Annotated in this window: 20 protein-coding genes; 5 read left to right on the forward strand and 15 right to left on the reverse strand. The window is 71.1% G+C overall.

From position 1 onward, the window contains the following. Positions 1 to 24: 24 nt before the first annotated feature. The 4 genes from ACFWXC_RS23450 to ACFWXC_RS23465 are packed head-to-tail and all read right to left on the reverse strand — an operon-like array spanning position 25 to position 4,674. Positions 25 to 1,602 carry an AMP-binding protein gene (locus tag ACFWXC_RS23450; RefSeq protein WP_384481582.1) on the reverse strand — a complete coding sequence of 526 codons (1,578 nt, stop codon included), beginning with the start codon at positions 1,600 to 1,602 and terminating at the stop codon, positions 25 to 27. Next, positions 1,599 to 3,101 carry an MFS transporter gene (locus ACFWXC_RS23455; RefSeq protein WP_384481584.1) on the reverse strand — a complete coding sequence of 501 codons (1,503 nt, stop codon included), beginning with the start codon at positions 3,099 to 3,101 and terminating at the stop codon, positions 1,599 to 1,601. Before ACFWXC_RS23455 ends, ACFWXC_RS23450 begins: the two co-directional genes overlap by 4 nt. A 2-nt stretch (positions 3,102 to 3,103) precedes the next feature. Then, positions 3,104 to 4,258: a thiolase gene (locus ACFWXC_RS23460; RefSeq protein WP_384481586.1), complete on the reverse strand. Its 1,155-nt coding sequence runs from the start codon at positions 4,256 to 4,258 to the stop codon at positions 3,104 to 3,106. A gap of 5 nt (positions 4,259 to 4,263) precedes the next feature. Continuing rightward, positions 4,264 to 4,674: a Zn-ribbon domain-containing OB-fold protein gene (locus tag ACFWXC_RS23465; protein WP_384481588.1), complete on the reverse strand. Its 411-nt coding sequence runs from the start codon at positions 4,672 to 4,674 to the stop codon at positions 4,264 to 4,266. 129 nt (positions 4,675 to 4,803) lie between these two features. On the opposite strand from ACFWXC_RS23465, the gene ACFWXC_RS23470 reads away from it, so the two are divergent. From ACFWXC_RS23470 to ACFWXC_RS23480, 3 genes are all read left to right on the forward strand, one after another. Then, a complete protein-coding gene (locus ACFWXC_RS23470; RefSeq protein WP_384481590.1) occupies positions 4,804 to 5,466 on the forward strand; it encodes a TetR/AcrR family transcriptional regulator in 663 nt (220 codons plus the stop codon). 126 nt (positions 5,467 to 5,592) lie between these two features. Next, complete coding sequence (locus ACFWXC_RS23475) at positions 5,593 to 7,104, forward strand: MFS transporter (RefSeq protein WP_384481592.1); 1,512 nt, start codon at positions 5,593 to 5,595, stop codon at positions 7,102 to 7,104. A gap of 56 nt (positions 7,105 to 7,160) precedes the next feature. Beyond that, positions 7,161 to 8,219, forward strand: a complete 1,059-nt coding sequence (locus tag ACFWXC_RS23480; RefSeq protein ID WP_384481594.1) for an alpha/beta hydrolase — start codon at positions 7,161 to 7,163, stop codon at positions 8,217 to 8,219. A gap of 594 nt (positions 8,220 to 8,813) precedes the next feature. On the opposite strand, the gene ACFWXC_RS23485 is transcribed toward ACFWXC_RS23480, so the two are convergent. After that, the gene (locus tag ACFWXC_RS23485; RefSeq protein WP_384481595.1) at positions 8,814 to 9,170 is read right to left on the reverse strand and encodes a hypothetical protein; all 357 of its coding nucleotides are present in this window, start codon (positions 9,168 to 9,170) and stop codon (positions 8,814 to 8,816) included. A 51-nt stretch (positions 9,171 to 9,221) separates the two neighbouring features. On the opposite strand from ACFWXC_RS23485, the gene ACFWXC_RS23490 reads away from it, so the two are divergent. Further along, positions 9,222 to 10,025 (forward strand): SDR family NAD(P)-dependent oxidoreductase, encoded by an 804-nt coding sequence (locus ACFWXC_RS23490; RefSeq protein ID WP_384481597.1) that lies wholly within the window; start codon positions 9,222 to 9,224, stop codon positions 10,023 to 10,025. A gap of 16 nt (positions 10,026 to 10,041) precedes the next feature. Next, positions 10,042 to 10,791: an SDR family NAD(P)-dependent oxidoreductase gene (locus ACFWXC_RS23495; protein WP_384481839.1), complete on the forward strand. Its 750-nt coding sequence runs from the start codon at positions 10,042 to 10,044 to the stop codon at positions 10,789 to 10,791. Here ACFWXC_RS23495 and ACFWXC_RS23500 read toward each other — a convergent pair. The 10 genes from ACFWXC_RS23500 to ACFWXC_RS23545 all read right to left on the reverse strand — a co-directional run bounded on the left by ACFWXC_RS23500 (position 10,788) and on the right by ACFWXC_RS23545 (position 18,936). After that, entirely contained in the window at positions 10,788 to 11,855 is a 1,068-nt protein-coding gene (locus tag ACFWXC_RS23500; RefSeq protein ID WP_384481598.1) for an MBL fold metallo-hydrolase, read from the reverse strand. The two genes, ACFWXC_RS23495 and ACFWXC_RS23500, sit on opposite strands and share 4 nt — an antisense overlap. Next, on the reverse strand, positions 11,852 to 13,402 hold the full coding sequence (locus ACFWXC_RS23505) for a class I adenylate-forming enzyme family protein (RefSeq protein ID WP_384481600.1): 1,551 nt from the start codon (positions 13,400 to 13,402) through the stop codon (positions 11,852 to 11,854). The genes ACFWXC_RS23500 and ACFWXC_RS23505 overlap by 4 nt, the downstream gene beginning before the upstream one ends. A 63-nt stretch (positions 13,403 to 13,465) precedes the next feature. Further along, complete coding sequence (locus ACFWXC_RS23510; RefSeq protein ID WP_384481602.1) at positions 13,466 to 13,786, reverse strand: EthD family reductase; 321 nt, start codon at positions 13,784 to 13,786, stop codon at positions 13,466 to 13,468. A 19-nt stretch (positions 13,787 to 13,805) separates the two neighbouring features. Continuing rightward, positions 13,806 to 14,189: a nuclear transport factor 2 family protein gene (locus tag ACFWXC_RS23515; RefSeq protein WP_384481604.1), complete on the reverse strand. Its 384-nt coding sequence runs from the start codon at positions 14,187 to 14,189 to the stop codon at positions 13,806 to 13,808. Then, positions 14,186 to 14,536 (reverse strand): nuclear transport factor 2 family protein, encoded by a 351-nt coding sequence (locus tag ACFWXC_RS23520; protein ID WP_384481606.1) that lies wholly within the window; start codon positions 14,534 to 14,536, stop codon positions 14,186 to 14,188. The genes ACFWXC_RS23515 and ACFWXC_RS23520 overlap by 4 nt, the downstream gene beginning before the upstream one ends. 105 nt (positions 14,537 to 14,641) lie before the next feature. Beyond that, entirely contained in the window at positions 14,642 to 15,268 is a 627-nt protein-coding gene (locus tag ACFWXC_RS23525; protein ID WP_384481608.1) for a TetR/AcrR family transcriptional regulator, read from the reverse strand. A gap of 116 nt (positions 15,269 to 15,384) precedes the next feature. After that, positions 15,385 to 16,170 (reverse strand): enoyl-CoA hydratase/isomerase family protein, encoded by a 786-nt coding sequence (locus ACFWXC_RS23530; RefSeq protein WP_384481609.1) that lies wholly within the window; start codon positions 16,168 to 16,170, stop codon positions 15,385 to 15,387. After that, a complete protein-coding gene (locus tag ACFWXC_RS23535; protein WP_384481611.1) occupies positions 16,167 to 16,922 on the reverse strand; it encodes an SDR family NAD(P)-dependent oxidoreductase in 756 nt (251 codons plus the stop codon). The genes ACFWXC_RS23530 and ACFWXC_RS23535 overlap by 4 nt, the downstream gene beginning before the upstream one ends. Before the next feature lie 11 nt (positions 16,923 to 16,933). After that, entirely contained in the window at positions 16,934 to 17,725 is a 792-nt protein-coding gene (locus ACFWXC_RS23540) for an SDR family oxidoreductase (protein ID WP_384481613.1), read from the reverse strand. Continuing rightward, entirely contained in the window at positions 17,722 to 18,936 is a 1,215-nt protein-coding gene (locus ACFWXC_RS23545; protein ID WP_384481615.1) for an acyl-CoA dehydrogenase family protein, read from the reverse strand. Before ACFWXC_RS23545 ends, ACFWXC_RS23540 begins: the two co-directional genes overlap by 4 nt. Between the last annotated feature and the right edge of the window lie 12 nt (positions 18,937 to 18,948).

Here is an 18,948-nt window from a genome sequence, read left to right on the forward strand (position 1 = left end):
GTTTCTCCTCCGGATTTCAGTGGCTCAGTGGTGGGTCGGAAGCTCGCCGGGGTGTTCCCCGGCATAGACCTCGCGGAGCTTGCGGCGCTGGAGCTTCCCGGTCTCGGTGCGCGGGAAGTCGGTGACGAACTCGATGCGCCGCGGCCGCTTGAAGGAGGCCAGGTTCTCGGTGCAGTAGGCGAGGAGCGCGGTGGCCAACGCCTCGTCGGCATCGACGCCGGGGCTCGCTTGTACGACGGCGAGGACGCTCTGTCCCCACTCGGGGTCGGGCACGCCGATGACGGCGACGTCGTTCACGGCGGGATGGCTGATCAGGGTCCGCTCGATCTCGGCGGGGTAGATGTTCACGCCGCCGGAGATGATCAGGTCGGTGCGCCGGTCGAGGAGGAACAGATAGCCGTCCTCGTCGAGGTAGCCGTAGTCGCCGACCGTGACGAGATCGCCGTGCCGGCCGGCCGCCGTCTTGTCGGGATCGCCGTGGTACTCGAACGACGGCGGCTGTCCGGTCCGGCCGAAGTAGATCGTCCCGGCCGTGCCCCGGGGTGTCTCCTCGCCGGCCGCGTCCAGGATCTTCACGGTCATCCCGGGTTGCGGCCGTCCCACCGTGCCCGGTCTGGCCAGCCACTCCGGCGAGCCGACCCGGCACACCCAGCCCTCGGTCGAACCCAGGTACTCCCACACGATCGGGCCGAGCCACTCGATCATCCGGTGTTTGAGCGGCACCGGACACGGCGCCCCGGCGTGGATCACCGCCTCCAGGCTGGAGAGGTCGTACTTGGCCCGGACCTCCTCCGGCAGGCGGAGGAGACGGTGGAAGTGGGTCGGGACCATGTGCACGGTGGTCACCCGGTGCTCCTCGACGGCGCGCAGGACGCTCTCGGGATCGAACTTCGCCTGGACGACGAGGGCGTGGCCGGCGTGCAGGAAGGCGAGCGCGTGTCCTCCGGGGGCGGAGTGGTAGAGCGGGGAACAGACGAGGTGGGTGGCGTATCGCGAGGTGATCCCATAGCCCGCGACGAGGTCGAGATAGGCATCGGTGAAGGCCTCGGGAGCCAGGTCCGGCAGTGCCGACCGCACCCCTTTCGGATGGCCCGTGGTGCCGGACGTGTAGCCCATGAGGCCGCCGATCCGGCGGTCGGGCGGTGCGGTGTCGGGCTCGTCGGCGCCCAATCCGGCGAACGGCTCCCAGCCGGGCACCGGGTCACCGACCACGAATCGGTGCACCGGCAGGCTGTCGAGTGCGAGGGCGCCCGCCTGCTCGGCATCGGCGACCACCAGTTTCGCCGCACTGTCGCGGATGATGTACAGCATCTCGTCGGGGGAAAGCCGCCAGTTGACCGGCACCAGGTACATCCCGGCCTGCCCGACCGCCAGGACCAGCTCCACGTACTCGTGACCGTTGTGCACCACCGCCGCGACGACGTCACCGGACCCGAGGCCTCGCGAACGAAGCGCCCGCGACAGGCGGTTGACCCGCGCCAGCAGTTCGCCGCGCGTGCAGGTGGAACCGTCCGGATCCACGACGGCCACCGGCCCGGGATCGGCCGCGGCCAGTGAGAAGAAACCGGCCGCCGCATCGGGTGTGCGATCAGTCGAGGTCATCGTTGAACCCCTTCCGTCGATGGTGTGCCTGCCGGGACAGCGGCGCTGTTCCCGTCAGAAGCCTGCGAGGCGCGCGCCTCCGGGTGGCCTCGCCCGGCGTGCCGGCGGGCGGGGATGATCAGCGCGGCCCCGGCGGCGAGCACGGAGACCGCGGCGCACAGCAGGAAGCCTGCGGTGAACGTGGAGTCGGCAGGCGCACCGCCCGCGTCGACGCGCGAGCCGAGTACGGCGGCTACGACAGCGGCGCCGATGCTGCTGCCGACGGACCGCGCGAGCGTGTTGACGCCCGTCGCGACACCGGTGTACCTGGGCTCGACGTGCTCGATGACGGCGTTGGCCAGCGCGGCGTAGGCGAGCCCCAGCCCGATGCCGCTGCCCACCCCGCAGGCGAGCAATTGCCACTCCTGGTCGTGCGCGACCGTCGGCACGGCGAACGACACCGCGCTGACGAGGCCGCCGAGGACGAGTGGGACGCGTGCGCCGACCGCGCGGGTGATCACGCCGGACAGCGACCCGAACACCACCATCATCAGCGAGCCCGGCAGCAGGAACAGACCCGCCGCGGTGATCGACCGTCCGAAGCCGTACCCGGTACCGGACGGCAGCTCCAGCAGCTGAGGAATGAGCAGGAAGCTGCCGAACATGCAGAACCCGAAGGCCAGCGCCGAGAGGTCGGCCGCCCACACGGGCCGTTGTCCCAGCACGCGCATGTCGACGAGCGGATGACGCGCCCGCAGTTCGACGACCACCCACAGCGCGATCAGCACCGCACCCGCGCCCGTCAGCGACAGCACCACCGGATCGGACCAGCCCCACTCCGGGGCCTTGCTCACGCCGAGCAGCACGCACACCAGCCAGGCCGCGAGCAGCACACCGCCCGACGCAGACATACGGCCGGCCGGATCGGTCGGCGACTCGGGAAGTCTCGTCGCGCCGACGATCGAGACGACGGTCAGCAGCAGCGGGAACCAGAAGATCCACTGCCAGCCCAGATGCGACACGATCGGCCCGGCCAGCACGATCCCGACACCACCGCCGACCCCGAGAATCGCCGAGAGCAGACCGATGAACGTACTCACCCGACCGGCCGGGAAGTTGTCCCGCACCAGCCCGTACGCCAGCGGGAACATCGCCCCGCCGACACCCTGGACGACCCGCCCGGCGACGAGCACCGGCAGCGACGTGGCCAGTCCCGCGATCACACAACCGGTCGCCAGCAGGACCAGTACGGCGACGAGCACCCGGCGTTTGCCCCACAGGTCGCCCATCCGGCCGGCGATCGGGGTCGCGACCGCGGCCGACAACAGATACCCGGTGACGATCCAGCCGGTGCCGGCCGGAGAGGCGGCGAGGTCCCGTCCCATCGTCGTCAGGGCGGGAGCCACCATCGACTGCAGGACGGAGAACGCGATACCGGCCGACGCGAGCACGGCGAAGATCGCGGTGTGCCCCGCGACGGGACGGCGGGAGACTCGGGCGCTCTCGCCTTCGGGCGCCATCGCTACGGCCTGAAGTTCGAGAGGACGAGGCTGCCCGCCGCGGCGAAGTACAGGCCCACTCCCTGGACGAAGCTCACCCGGGCGTCCGGCACCTGTGCGGCGGCCTCGCCGCGCAGCTGCCGTACGGCCTCCTGGATGGCGAACATGCCGTACATCCCGGTGTGGGTGTAGGAGAGACCGCCGCCGTTGGTGTTCATCGGCAGCTTTCCGCCGGGCCGGGTCGCGCCCGAGGCGATGAACTCCCCGGACTCGCCGTGCCCGACGAAGCCGAGGTCCTCCAGCATGTAGAGGGGCAGGTGCGCGAACGCGTCGTAGCACATGAGGTGGTCGATGTCCCCGTGGCCGACCCCGGCCGTGGCGAAGGCCTCTGCGCTCGCCTGTCGGAACGCGCCGAAGGATCCGAGGTCCCGCATCTGCGACATGATCGGCGACTCGGCGGCCTCGCCGGACCCGAGCAGGAACACCGCACGGTCGGCGGAGGGCAGGTCCGCCGCGCGCTCCGCCGAGGTCAGGACCAGCGCGCCGCCGCCGTCGGTGACGACACAGCACATGTCCCGGGTGAAGGGGTAGGCCACCGGCGGGGAGCTGTTCAGCACCTCGTCGACGCTGATCGGCTTGCGGCGGAACGCACGCGGATTCCGCCCGGCCCACTCCCGCTGGGCGACCACCACCTCGGCGAGATCCGTACGGCTCATACCGCGGTCGTGCAGGAAGCGGAGGGCCGGAACAGTGAACGTCGCGTACGGCATCAGCGCCCCGTACGGCACCTCGAACTGACCGGACACGCTGTCGGGGGCCATCGCCTCGTACCGGCTCATGCCGATCCGGGACCGTCCCGACTCGCCGTGGGTGATCAGTACGGTGGTGGCCGCGCCGGCGGCGATCGCGGCCGCCGCGTGCCGGACGTGGAGCATGAAGCTGCAGCCGCCCACCATCGTGCCGTCCACCCACCGCGGAGTGACCCCCAGATAGTGGGAGACCTCCATGGGCATCGGCCCCGCGGTGGCCAGCCCGTCGATGTCGGGCGGTTCCAGCCCGGCGTCGGCCAGCGCGTTGCGGGCCGCCTCCGCGTGCAGCTGGATCATCGAGGCGTCCGGCCTGACGCCGATCCCGGTCGTCTCGGCCGCGCCGACGACGGCGATGTTCCCGTGGTGCATGGAGTTCACTGGGCATCGACCAATCGGAAGACGGGCAGCTTGAAGTCGCCGCGCTGCTGGAACGCCACGGAGACCGGGGTGTCGAGTGGCAGGGCGTCCGGCTCGGGAGCCGTGTCGACGATGTTCGTCAGCAACCGCACGCCCTCCTCCAGCTCCACGAGTGCGATGACCTGGGGCTCCGCCCCCTCGGTGGGAGGCATCGGCCGGTAGTTGATGACGTAGGACACCAGGCGCCCACGGCCCGACACCTCGTCCCACTCGACGTCGGCGGAGGCGCAGTTCGGACAGAACGGGCGTGGATAGAAATAGTGGCGCACACATGACCGGCACCGTTGGATCAGCAGGCGTTCGCCCTTGGCCGCTTCCCAGAACGGGGCGGTGTCGGGGGTGGGGGTGGGAGTTGGTCGATCCGCCATGGCATCCTCCGGCTCCTGCGACGGCCATGAACCACTCGCCCATCACAAAATCAGAATCGCCTTTCGTTTTCAACCCCCGTCACCACGACATCGAAGGGCCTGCGATCATGGGGTCAGGGAGGAACCGACGTGAGTGAAGCCACCGCGACGCCGAAGCAGCCCACCACGGCAGCGCAGCGAGCACGGGTCCGCCGCATCCTCGACGTGGCCACCACGCTCGTCACGGGCGGTGGCGAGGAAGCGCTGCAGATGAGCGACCTGCCGGAGCTGGCCGACGTCTCACTGGCGGCCCTCTACCGGTACTTCCCGTCCAAGCAGCACCTGCTCTTCGCGGTGGTCGAGAACCACCTCGGCTCGATCCTGGCCCGGACCGAGCCACAGGAGAGCGCCACCGCCTCGGCGCGCGAGCGCATCGCCGCCCACCTGCTCCGCGGCTTCCATGTCGACCAGCGGGTACCGGGATTCGGCCTGACCGTGCGTCGGCTGAGCACCCTTGCCGACCCGGCCTTCAGCGCCGAACGCCAACGGCTCGCGCAGCTGCACGCGGACATCGTGCTGCGGGCCGTGGGGCCGATCACCGAGCGCCAGAACGAAACCCTCGGGGTCGTGCTGACCGCGTCCAACGCGGCGGTCGTGCACTGGTTCGCCGGCATCATCACGGCCGACGAGGCCCGCTTCCAGATTCTCCTGGCCTGCCGGCTGCTCGATCTGCCGGAGGAGCAGATCGCCGCGGACCGCAACACCGCGGAGCGCGGAGCGCGCCAGGTGTCGAGCGGATCTTCCGTTACCTGATCGCAACAACGGCGAAATTGAGCCAACTCTTGCGTGCCCCATGACGCCCTCCTATGTTCCGAGAACCGCTTCTGGTTTTTCCTTCCCCGTCGCCATCGGGCCACGGCTCTCGGAAAGGTCATCGCCATGTCGAACCCGCTCCACGAAGCCGTACCTCCTGTGGAACGAAGGCTGCGGGCCACCCGGATGCAGATGGAGACCGCCATCGCGGTCGTCGGCTGTCTGATCGTCCTCGTCGCCGACACCCAGTCGCTGTCCCTGATTCCGCTGCTTCCGCAACTGGAGAAGCAGTACGGACTCACCCCGAGCCAGGCGGGCTGGGCGCTGTCCGCGGTCGGACTCGCCGGCGCGGCCTGGGCTCCCACCCTCACCCGGCTCGGCGACCGGCTGGGGATGCGCCGTCTCCTGCTGGCGGGCCTGGCCGTCAGCCTGCTCGGCAACCTCCTCTCCGCGGTCGCCCACGGCTTCCCGCTCTTCCTCGTCAGCCGAGCCCTGCTGGGACTGAGCGCCGCGGGACCTCTCGTCTACGCGATCCTTCGCGCCCGGAGCACGAGCGAGCAGCGGACCAGTCGCGGAGTGGGAATCCTGACCGTCGCCATAGGCCTGGGCATCGCCGTCTCGTATCTGCTCAGCGGCGCCATCATCCAGGCGAACGGAAGCGTACGGACCGTGCTCTGGGTGACCACCGCACTCAGCGCGGTGGCGCTGCTGGCCGCCTGGGCGATCCTGCCGGACGCCGAGGCCCGCTCCACGGACCCGATCGACTGGGTGGGCGCGGCCGGGGTCAGCGCCGGACTCTTCTGCATCGTCCTGGCCCTCGGCGAGGGCAACACCTGGGGCTGGTCGTCGGGCCGGATCATCGCGCTGCTGGCCGGCGGTGCGCTGATCTTCGCCGTGTGGGCCTGGTACGAGGGCCGTCACGCCCACCCCCTCATCAACATCCGCCGCGTGCTCAACCGCACGGCGACCCCGGCGTTCTTCGTCGCCGGCCTGTGCAGCGCACTCGCCGTCTACACCAACCTCGCGCAGGTCGTGTACCTCCAGATGCCCAGGGCAGCGGCCGGCTACGGCCTGAGCCAGACCGTGCTCCAGGTCGCCTACGTCCTGAGCGCGATCTCGGTCGCGGTGGTGATCGGCGGTTTCGTCACCGGACCGCTGGTCACCCGCTTCGGCCCGCGTGCCGTCGTCAGCGGCGCCGCGATCCTGGCGGCGGCGGGCTTCTTCTTCCTCGCGGCGGACCACGACCAGACCTGGCAGTACGTCGTCGCGAACATCCTGTGGGGCTTCGCGTTCGCCTTCGCCTACGGCGGCGCCAGCGCGGCCTACCTGATCGACGCGACGCCGTCCGAGGCAGCCATGTACGCGTCGGCGAACACCGTGATCAGCGCCGGGATCGGCAGCCTCGGCGCCGGTGTCTTCACCGCGATCCTCACCTCCGCCCCGACGATCCCGAAGACGCCCATCCCCCAACCCGCCGTCTTCGACCGGCTGTTCCTGTACGCGGGCCTCGTGAGCCTCGTCATGCTCGGCCTCGCACTCGTCATGCGGCGCCCCCGGTTCGTACCCGCCGACCCGTCGACGGACCTCGCCGCGGACATGGAGCCCGGCGCCGGTCCCGCTCCGGTCCCGACGGCATGAGTGGTGCGCGGCCCGAGCACCGAGTGAGCATCCGAACCCGAGCTGGAAGGGACGTCGTGAAGGACCACGGATACGACAACGGGCAGCGTGCGGGCGTCGTGCGTGGGCGCGCTGTGCCCGAGGCCGCGCTGGAAGTGCCGCCGCGGGTGATTCCCCTCCCCGCGTCGGTGAGTCACGAAGCGCGCGCGTTCCTGGCTTCGCCCCCGATGCCGTCACCCGACTATCCCGCACCCGACGATCCCGCCGGCTGGCGTGCGCTGGCCGAGGCGCACGAGGAGGTCCTGCTCCGCCACATGTCGCGCCGGAACGTCGACGGAGTCGAGGTCGGACACGTCCACGTCGACGACGCCCGCGTCTACGTGATCACCCCGCCGGATGCGGACCAGGACGATCCGCGGGTCTACCTCGACATCCACGGCGGTGCGTTGTTCGTCGGAGGCGGCGACTGCTGCCGTGCGACGGGAACCTCCACCGCCCAGCGAGTCCGGATGCGTACCTGGGCGGTCGACTACCGCATGCCGCCCGATCACCCCTATCCGGCCGCGCTCGACGACTGCGTCACCGTCTACCGGGCCCTGCTCAAGGAACGCAGCCCGCAAGAGATCGTCGTAGGGGGTGCGTCCGCCGGCGGCAATCTCGTGGCCGCACTCCTGCTGCGGGCCAGGGACGAAGGACTCCCCCTGCCGGCCGCCGCGCTCCTCCTCAGTCCCGAACTCGATCTCACCGAATCCGGCGACTCCTTCCGCACCAACCTCGGCGTCGACACCGTGCTCACCCGAGGCACCATGGCCGCGAACCTGCTCTACGCAGGCGACCACGACCTGACCGATCCGTACCTCTCGCCCCTCTTCGGCGACTTCTCCGCGGGGTTTCCGCCCACCCTGCTGGCGAGCGGCACCCGGGACCTGTTCCTGTCCAACGCGGTACGGATGCACCGCGCGCTGCGAGCGGCGGGGATCCCGGCTGACCTCCATGTGGGGGAAGCCGCGCCCCATGGGCTGATGCCGCCGGGCACACCGGAAGACGAGGAACTTCTCCGGGAAATACGCCGATTCATCGAGGTCAACTGCCCTGCGCCCCGCTCAGGAGGCCGCGTTCACCAGATCGACCGCTGACTGCTGGCGGGGGGCGTCGGCCTCCTTGAGCAGACGCCCATACCGTTCGCCCGCTCCGCCCGAAGAGCGCCGGGGCGGGCGAACGAACGACTCCGGAGGCGGTGGTGGTACGTCCCTCGGGGTCCCGCAGCCGGGGGGCACGGGGCCATGCCAGTAGGCACCGGCACATCACACACGATCCGTGACGGGGCTGTTCGATTCCGGACCGTGAGCCGGGGTACGCCCCGCCGTGATACGCGGATCATGACGCTCCGTCATGTCCCGGTGGGGAGCGCTGAACCGTGCCGTCGGCGTCGACGGCATGAACCACGGCGAACTCACCTGGCAGGAGGTGCTGTTCGGAGGTCGGTGAGCCGCGTCTTGACCTTGTCGTGCCCGGTTGCCGGCGAGGCGTTGGTCGCGGAAGCGGCTGAAGGGGCAGTTGGCTCCGCCGACCTCGTACGGGACCCCGTGGTGCGGGTGCGGGGCTCCGGTCCGAGAGCCGTGACCGTCACGGCCGCATCGACGGCAACGGCGTCCGGCCATCACGTGCTGGTGCAAGTGTGTTGGCGTAGGCGGGCCTTGGCGGCCAAGTAGTCGAAGTCCTTCATCACCTCACGGTGGCCGCACCGCTCGCAGACCACGGCGGGCATGTCTTCGTCGGACGGCCAGGGGGACCAGAAGGAACAAGGCGAGTATCCCGCCGAGAATCGCGCTCACCACCGCGAACACCCACACATCACTCACGCCCACGTCGGGAAGCGTGCTCGCGAGGACCACCCCGCCGATGGCCAGTGCCCCGGCCAACGCGGTGAGCGCCCACCACACCGCCCGCCGCCGACGGGTCGTGCGGACGCTGTGCACCCGTCTCCGGCGCACGTCCATCCCCCCGCGTGCCGGACCGCTCGGCGGCCGGCGCTCGCACGCCCACCCCTTGTCGCCCTCACCGTCGGAACCTAGACTCCTGAACATGAAGTGAAGTTGGTTCAGTTCGGGATCCTCTCGGGCGGAAGGGAACGGACCATGGATGGTTCCCTCAAGGACAAGGTCGCTCTCGTCACCGGCGCGGGCCAGGGCATCGGCCGGGCCATCGCGGTGGAGCTGGCCCGGCAGGGCGCCGCGGCCGTGGCCGTCGCCGACCTGAACGGAGCGGCCGTCAGCGAGACCGCCGGGATGGTGCGTGCCGAGGGGGCGAAGGCCGAGGCGGTCGTGTGCGATCTGCGGGTGCGCGACGACATCGAGGCCATGGTGACGCGGTCGGCCGAGCGCTTCGGCGGCCTTGACGTGCTGGTCAACAACGCCGGAGTGATCGACACCGCGTTCACGACCGGCCAGGACCACGGCGTCGGTTCGCTCCCCGAGGAGGTCTGGGACGCCGTCTACGAGGTCAATCTCAAGGCCGTCTGGCTGACGACCAAGTTCGCGGCACCGTACCTCCGCCGCTCCGCCCGCGGCCCGGCCATCGTCAACACCGCCTCCGTCTCCGGCCTCGTCGGCTTCCCCAACTGCCCCGCCTACGGCGTCACCAAGGCCGGTGTCATCCATCTGACCAAGGTCACCGCGGTCGACCTGGCCCCGGTGCGCTGCAACTGCTTCTGTCCCGGCGTCATCGACACACAGCTGACGCGGGAGTACTTCGCCGCGGCCGAGGATCGCGAGGCGATGGCACGGGAACTGGTGGCCCCGCAGCTGGTGGACCGGCTGGGACGGCCGGAGGAGGTGGCGCGGCTCGCCTGCTTCCTGGCTTCGGACAGCGCGGCGTTCATCACGGGCGCCGCCTACGTGATCGACGGCGGCGCGCTGGCCTGGCGCGGCGTCAAGGGCTGAAGGAGGGACGGGTGTGATGGAGGCGAGGCTGGAAGGCCGGGTGGCCCTGGTGACCGGCGCGACCGGAGGCATCGGCGACGCCGTCGTACGACGGCTCGCGGCCGAAGGCGCCACGGTGGTGGTGACGGACGTCGACGCGGAGGGCTGCGAGAAGCTCGCCGACGAGGTCGGAGGCGGGGCTGTCGGGCTGGCACTGGACGTGAGTGACGAGTCGGCCTGGGAGGCTGTCGTGGACCGGGTGACCGGCCGGCTCGGCTCCCTGTCCGTGCTGGTGAACAATGCCGGTATCGCCGCGATGCGCACCGTCGAGACGGAGACCCGGGAGTCCTGGGACCAGGTGATCGCCGTTACCCAGACCGGAGTCTGGCTCGGTATGAAGCACGCCGGCGCGGCGATCGAGCGCTCCGGCGGCGGCTCCGTCGTCAACGTCGCGTCGATCTTCGGTACGGTCGGCGGCTTCGGCTCCCAGTTCTCGTACCACGCGGCCAAGGGCGCCGTACGTCTCATGACGAAGAACGCCGCACTGCACTGGGCGAGGCGCGGTGTCCGGGTCAACTCCCTGCATCCCGGTTTCATCGAGACGCCCCGGTCCCGTGAACTGTGGCGGGGCACAGCGCGGCTGGCCGCAATGCTCGACGGCACACCGCTCGGCCGGCTCGGTACGCCCGAGGAGGTCGCGGCGGCCGTGGCGTTCCTGGCCTCCGACGACGCGAGCTTCATGACCGGCTCGGAGCTGTATGTCGACGGAGGCTGGACGGCACGCTAGCCGACGGCGGTGCCGGCGAGCGCGGTGTAGTGGTCGACGCCGTCGCCCGACCGGGTGCGCCGGACGTGTCCGCGGGCCACCAGCACGTCGAGGTGGGCCGCGGTCTCGTTGACCGCGAGCATCTGGTTGAAGGCGTTCAGGTCGGCGAAGGACACCTTGCGCCGCGTCCACCCCAACTCCCCGGCCACGTCATGGGCGTTGAGCGTACGGTCGCCGAGGACCGCCAGGGTCTGGGCGAGCCGGTCGTCGTGATGGGCCAGCAGCTCACCGACCCGGCCGTGCACACTGTCGCCCACCGGACCATGCGCGGGCAGCAGCCGGGCGTCCGTGAGCGTCGTCAGCATCCGCAGCGAGTCGAGGTAGTCGCCCAACGGCAGCTCGGCCGGGCCGAGTTCGAAGCCGATCGACGGGGTGATGTGCGGTAGGACATGGTCCCCGGAGAACAGCAGGCCTCGGGCCTGGTCCAGGTAGACGACGTGTCCCCGGGTGTGGCCCGGGGTCGGGATGACCTGCAACCTCGCTTCGCCGAACCGGAGTTCCTCCGCCTCCAGCCAGCGATCCGGAGCCTCCCACACGCTCGGGTCGAAGTCGCCGTGGTCCATCGCGGCCACGCGCTCGGCGAGTTCGCCCGCGCCGGACCGCGCCAGGGTCTCCAGCGAACCGGCCGGCTGCGTCGTACGCAGTGATCCGAGCAGTTCCAGGCCGCGGCGTTCGCCGGAGCCCAGGTAGACCCGGGAGCCGAGCAGCCTGCGCAGCGTCACGGCCTGGGTGTAGTGGTCGCGGTGGATGTGGGTGACCAGGATGTGGCTGATCTCGCCGAGGTCGTGGCCGAGGTCGGCGAGCGCCTCCTCAAGTGCCTTGCGGGACTCGGGGATCGACCAGCCCCCGTCGATCAGGACCAGCCCGTCCGCGAGGCCTTCCAGCGCGTACACGTTGACCGCCCGCAGACCGTCGTCCGGCAGCGGGAGCGGGATGCGGTGGACGCCGGGCCGTACGGTCTCGGCTCCCGCCTCCGCCCACCGGCCGCGGTCGAAGCGGGGGGTGCGGGGCGTGGGGGTGCTCATGCGTCTCCTTGCCGATGCGGTTGCCGGTGCGGCTGTGGGGTCGGCTCCGGGGAAAGCCGGGTGTGCAGCTCGTGAGCGAGTCCGCGGGCTCCTGAGCGGTCCAGCTTGCCCACCGTGGTCTGGGGCAACTCGGCCACGGTGAAGGCGAATTCGGGCCATTTGGCCTTGGACAGGCCGGTGCGGTCGAGGTGTGCGGTGATGTCGTCGAGGCCGATGCCGTCGTGACCGTCCTCCGTGACCACGAGCACGGCCGCCCGTTCGCCGAGCAGCGGGTCGGGTACGGGCACCACACATGCGCGGGCGATACCCGGGTGGGCGGCGACGGCGCGTTCGATCTCGGTGATGTCGAGGTTGCGGCCGCCCCGGATGATGACGTCCTTCTCCCGGCCCATGATGGTGACCGTCCCGTCGTCGCCGGTCACCAGCAGGTCCCCGGTGGGGAAGAAGCCGTCCGGGGTGAGAGCGGGTGGCTCGGCCTTGCCGTCCCGGGCATAGCCCACGAACAGGGAGGGGCCGCGGACCTCGGCCCTGCCGGTCCGGCCGGGGCCCAGGACGGTGCCGTCGGCGCCGACCGCGCGCAACTCGGTGCCGGGGAACGGGCGTCCGTCCCGGCCCAGCCGGATCTCCTCGGGGTCGTCGGGACGCGGGGAGGTGTGCCCGAGGCATTCGGACATGCCGAAGACGCGCAGGATCCGGGTCCCGAGCGAGCGTTCGGCACGGGCGAGTGCACCGCGGTCCATCGGACCGCCGCCGACGGTGAGGGAGCGGACGCCGTCGAGGACCCGTGATCCCGCGGCCGCGGCGCCCATCTGAAGGGCCATGGTCGGCACGCACATGGTCCACCGGACGTCGTTCGCGGACATCCGCGCCAGCGCCTCCTCGCGGTCCCACCGGCCGCTGAGGACGAGCGGGCCGCCCAGCATCAGTGCCATGCCCACACCGAAGCAGTACGCGGCGGTCGAGGAGAGGGGCACGATCGCGGCCACCGCGTCGCCGTCGCGCAGCCCGTTGATCTCCGCGGTGCGGGCGCATGCGTAGCGCAGGGCGCTCTCGGACTGGACCACGCCCTTGGGCCGCCCGGTGGAGCCGGACGTGAGGCCGATGAGCGTGCCGCCGGACCAGCGGGAGGCATCGCGCGGGCCGTGGCCGGCGAGGACCTCCCAGCCGTCGAGGGCCTCGGCCGTCCGCGCACCCTCGACACCCTCCCGCGCCCGCCATCCCTCGGCCGCGGCCGGTTCGGCGATGATCGCGTCAGGGCGGATGTCCTCCAGCGCCACCGCGAACTCGGCCTCGGTCGTGTGCCGGTTGACCAGTGCCAGGACCCCGTCTGTCAGCCCCACGGCGAGGGTCGCGGCGACGGTGCGCCAGGAGTTGTCGGCCTGGAGCAGGACGGTCCCGCCGGGCGTTCCGTCCGGTGCCATGACGTCGGCCAGTTCGGCCGCGTGCGCCAGCAGGTCGCGCGCGCCGTGCCGGCCGAAGTCGTCGACGACGGCTGTGAAGTCGGTGTTCGCCGCGCGTTCCTGGAACTCCCGCACTGTCTGTCGCATCCGCTGCTTCCTCGCCTCTTCGCGCGAAAGGTGGTGGTGACTGTCCGTCCCGGACGGGCGTGTTCAGCCCGGGTACATCTCCGTCTCGCCGCCCATGACGGCGATCCGCCGGCCCCGCATGTCCCCGACCTGGGCGACCGCGGCCGCCCACGCGGGGCTGGCCAGTGCCTTGCGGAGGTCCTCTGCGGTGTCGAAGCCCAGGACGGAGACCCCGTCCCAGCCCTCGGAACGCGGTTCGAGGGCCGTGTCGATGTCGGTGTGCCGCCAGGACCGCAGCCCGGGCAGGGTACGGGTGAGTTCGGCGTGCTCGCCGCGCCACCAGCCGATGAAACGCTCGTGCGTCCACTCGGGCGGCCGGGCTGCCAGCAGGATCAGGTTGTACATGGCGCCCTCCTCGGGCTTCTCAGGTGAACAGCACCTCGGGCGAGCGTCCGATCATCAGCCGTCGTAGCCGGCCGGTGTCGTCGAGCCGGGCGCCTGCCACGAAGGTGGCCTCCGGCACCCCGGAGCGCCGTACCTCGCCGAGGAACAGTTCGTCCCGGCCGGCGGTGCCCGCGGTGAGCAGGTGGTGCGTGCGGACGCCCACCTCGCGCTGGGCGAGGTAGCCCTCCAGCTCGGCCCGGCCGCCGTGGAAGTCGGTCGCACCGCCGCCACCGGTCGAGAAGAGGATGGAGAAGGAGAAGTCGTCGCTGATCAGGTCGAGGATGCGGTCGGCGTCCTCGCTGTCGAGGAGGGCGAACCACCGGGTCAGGAACGCCGCGGTGGACTGCGCGGCCGGGGTGGTCACGGCCGGTCCACCAGGTCGAAGTCGGTGGTGAAGAAGGACTGGTAGCGGGCCATCAGCCCGGCGGGCGAGACCTGTACCGCGGAGAGGAACGCCCCCGTGGTGATCCCCTGCTCGACGACGAAGCCGTACGCCGTCTCGACGTCGCCGTCGACCGCGTACCTCTTGATCTCATGGATACGGTCCACGGCCTGGCGCCCTGCTATGTACGCGGCGAACTCCTCCCGCGAGGTCCCGCTCCGCTCGCCGCCGGGCAGGGCGATCAGGAAGCGGAATCCGGGCTCCACCAACTCCAGGGCCTTCTCCGGATCCTGGCCGTCCATACGGGCCATGTATTCGCGCAGCACCATTGCCGATCGCTCTCCCTCGCACCCCTGGAAACAACCTGAGTTCAGTTCAGTTTGACTGTAGGACGACCGCCCCGGCCCCGACAAGAGGCGGGACGGAGCCGGAGGCTATTCGGCGACCATGCGCACCACGCACCCCTCGATCATCTCGCTGATCTCGGCGAGGGGAATCGCTCCGGTCGGGCGGTACCAGCGCCAGACGCTGACGATCATGCCGAGCACGGACAGGCCGAGGGTGTGGGCGTCGCGCAGCGGGAAGGCGCCCTTGGACATGCCCCGCATCAGCAGGTTCGTCCAGTCCCGCTCGACCATCTGGACCAGCTGGCGTGCCGCGACCCGTTCGGTCTCCTCCCGCTTGGACTTGCGGGGGTTGGCCAGCAGGGACATGTTGGCCTGGAGGATGCGCATCTGGCGGATCTCCTGCTCGGTGACCGCGAAGGCGGCGCGTACCGCCTCGCGCACTTCCTCGACCGGTTCCGTCATGTCCTTGGTGGCCTCGACGAACTGGTCGTGGGAGCGCTGGAGCTCCAGGCGCATGATGGTGAGCAGGCAGTGGGCCTTGGACTCGAAGTAGTGGTAGAGCGCCGTCTGGCCGATGCCGACCCGGTCGGCCACCTCGGACCACTTGGTGCTCTCGTAGCCGTCCTCCCCGAACCGCTCCACCGCGGCCACCAGGATGGCGGCCCGCTTCGACCTGGGCCCCTCCTCCGGATCCACGATCCGTGCCCTTGCCATCGCCTCTCCCTCTGTTCCACGGCCGGTTCCGATCACCGTCCGGTCGTCCGAGAGTAGACCCAAGTTCAGGTTGGCTTCGAATCGACGGGACGCAAGCCCACGGGCGGCCCCGCTCGTCACCGCGTTGCCGCATACACGAAGTCCGCCCGCCGCCCGTCGAGGAACGCGGCCATGCCCTCCCGCCCCTCCCCGGACACCGCGGCTCCGGCCAGCCGGCAGGCCTCCGCGTCGAGCTGTTCGTCCAGCCCTGCCGAGAACGCTCCGGCGACCAGCCGCCGCGTCACGCCGTAGGCCCCGGTGGCCCCGCGCGCCAGTGCCCTCGCGGCGCCCGCGGCCTCCTCCCGGAGCCGATCGGGTGCGACGACCCTGCTCACGAGCCCGATCTCCAGCGCTTCCGCGGCAGGCACCCGCCGGTTGGTCAGCAGCAGGTCCAGCGCCCGCCTGGGGCCGACAAGGCGGGGCAGCAGCCAGCTCACCCCGGCGTCCGGCGAGTACCCGATCGCGGTGTACGCGGCCGTGAAACCGGCGTCCGTGGCGGCGAAGCCGAGGTCGGCGGCCATGGCGAGCCCGAGTCCGGCTCCGGCGACGGCCCCCTGCACGGCCGCCACCAACGGCGCGTCAAGGCCGGCGAAGATCCGCAGCGCCCCGTGCAGTGCGTCGGTGACGTCGGTGAGATGCCCGGCCAGCCGCTCTCCGGGCAGGGCGGCGAACTCCTTCAGGTCGCCGCCCACGCAGAAGGAGCGCCCCCGCCCGGTGAGCAGCACCGCCCGTACCCCGGCCGCCTCGCACTCCCGTGCCGCCTCCAGCAGCCCCCTGGCCATCGCGAGGTCGATCGCGTTGCCCGATCCCCGGCACATCTCGACGTGGGCCACCCCGTCGTCGATCTCGACCGTGACCCTCATCGCGCCGTCCACCCGCCGTCCACGGTGAGCACCTGGCCGGTGCAGTACGAGGACGCGTCCGAGGCCAGGTAGAGCAGCGCCCCGTCGAGCTCGCCCGGTGCGCCTCCGCGCCCGAGCATCGTGCCGCGCTCCACCCAGCGCCGGGAGCGCTCGTCGGCGAACAGCCCTTCGGTCATCTCGGAGCGGAACCAGCCGGGGGCGAGGGCGTTGACGCGTACCCCCGACCCTCCCCACTGTCCGGCCAGCTCGCGGGTCAGCCCGAGGAGCCCGGCCTTGGAGGCGGCGTAGGCGGCCCCTCCGAGCGGAGCACCGGAGACGAGCCCGAGGACGGACGAGACATTGACGACCGATCTCGTACGGTCATGATCGCGCCGTGCCTCGGCGAGCAGCCGGGCCAGGTGGAACGGTGCCACGAGGTTCACGGCCAGGACGCCCGCGAAGTCACCGGGGCTCTCGTCCCGCGCCCGTACGGCACCGGACGCCCCCGCGTTGTTGACCAGCACGTCGAGCCTGCCGCTGTGCTCAAGGGCGGTCTCGGTCAGCCGGACGCGATCCGATTCCCTCGCCACGTCGCAGACGACCGGGTGGATGCGAGGGTCGGCGTCGGCCAGTTCCTTCAGCCGGTCCGGTCGCCTGGCCGCCGCGAACACGGTGGCCCCGGCTGCCGCGAGCACCGTGGCGAAACGCGCGCCCAGCCCCGACGAGGCCCCGGTGACCACGGCCGTCCGGCCGTCCAGTGAGAACAGATCCACGGCCGCGCCGCTCACCCTTCCACCCCGATCGGCAGCGCGGTCGCCCCGCCGTCCAGGACGAGCGTCTGGCCGGTCATCCAGGACGAGGCGCCGGACGCGAGGAACACGGCCGCGTTCGCCACGTCCTCGACCGTTCCCAGCCTGCGCAGGGGCAGCTTCGCGGTCAGGATCGGCTCCCTCGGCTCCCATACGGCCCGTGCCAGTTCGGTCTTGATCAGGCCGGGTGCGATCGCGTTGACACGGGCGTGCGGCCCGAGTTCGTAGGCCAGTTGGCGGGTGAGATGGAGCATCGCCGCCTTGGTGGCGTTGTACCAGCCGATGTGCGGATCGACGACCAGGCCGCCGACGGAGGCGATGTTGACGACGGCTCCCCCGTGCTCCCGCATCCATGCCCGCCAGGCGTACCGGGTCCACACGACCATGCCGTACTGGTTGACCTCCACGGTCTTCCGGGCGCGCGGTGGGTCGAGGTCGAGGAGGGGCCCCATGTACGGGTTGGTGGCCGCGTTGTTGACGAGCACGTCGAGCCGGCCGAACCGGTCCATGGTCTCCTCGACACACCGCTCGGCGTCCTCCGGCCGGCCTGCGTGGGCGACCACCTCGTGCACCTCGCCGTCGCCCTTGACCCGCAGCAGCTCCTCGCGGGCGGCGGCCAGTCCGTCCGGCTTGCGGGCGGCGATCACCACCTGGGCGCCCGCCTCCCGGTACGCCTTCGCGATGCCGAGACCGATCCCCCGGGAGCCGCCGGTGATCACGGCCACCCGTCCGTCCAGTACCCGCGCTTTCCTTGCCTGTGCGTTCATGCCGACTCCTCGGGATACCTGGCCAGTTCGCGCCGTGCGACGGTGCGCAGGTGCACCTCGTCCGGTCCGTCCGCGATCCGCAGCGCCCGGGTGATGGCGTACAGACGCGCCAGCACGGTGTCGTCGCTGACCCCGGCCGCCCCGTGCGCCTGGACCGCGCGGTCGACCACCCGGTGGGCCACCTCCAGCGCGGCCACCTTGATCGCGGCGACTTCGGTACGGGCGGCCGCGTTGCCCGAGGTGTCCATCAGCCAGGCCGACTTCAGGATCAGCAGGCGCAGTTGCTCGATCTCGATGCGGCTGCGGGCGATCCATTCGCGCACGACGCCCTGTTCGGCGAGCGGTCCGCCGAAGGCGCTTCGGGTCAGGGCCCGGCGGCACATCAGCTCCAGGGCGCGTTCGGCGAATCCGACCGCGCGCATGGCGTAGTGCATACGGCCGGGCCCCAGCCGCCCCTGGGCCAGGGCGAATCCCTCCCCCTCGCCGCCGAGCAGCGCGGACGCGGGCACGCGCACGTCCTTGAAGAGCACGTCGCCGTGGCCGCAGCGGTCGGTGTAGCCGAACATCGGCAGATCGCGCAGGACCGTGATGCCGGGGGTGTCGCGCGGGATCAGCAGCATGCTCTGCCGGCGATAGGTGGGAGCGTCCGGGTTGGAGACCCCCATCAGGATGATCAGCCGGCAGTCCGGGTCGAGGATCCCGGAGGTGTACCACTTGTGGCCGTTGACGAGGTACTCGTCGCCGTCCCGGGTGATGCGGGTGCGGATGTTGCGTGCGTCGGAGCTGGCCACCTCGGGCTCGGTCATGGCGAAGCAGGAGCGGATCTCGGCCGCCAGGAGTGGTCGCAGCCAGCGGTCCTGCTGCTCCGGTGTCCCGAAGAGGGCGAGGAGTTCCATGTTGCCGGTGTCCGGGGCCGAGCAGTTGAAGACCTCGGGGCCGATGACGGAGCGCCCCGCAAGCTCGGCGAGTGGCGCGTATTCAAGGTTGGTGAGGCCCGCTCCCCAGTCGCCATGGGCGAGGAAGAGGTTCCACAGCCCCTCGGCGCGCGCCTTCTCCTTCAGCTCCCGCATGATCGGGGGGAGTTGGTGCGGGTCGTCCGCTTCGGCGAGCTGGCGGTCGTAGACGGGCTCGGCGGGCAGGACGTGATCCGCCATGAACGCGGCCATGCGCGAACGGAGTTCCTCGGCCCTCGGCGAGAGTCCGAAATCCATGCTGCGGCTCCT

The organism is Streptomyces sp. NPDC058683 (assembly GCF_042716195.1).
Classification (GTDB): Bacteria; Actinomycetota; Actinomycetes; order Streptomycetales; family Streptomycetaceae; genus Streptomyces.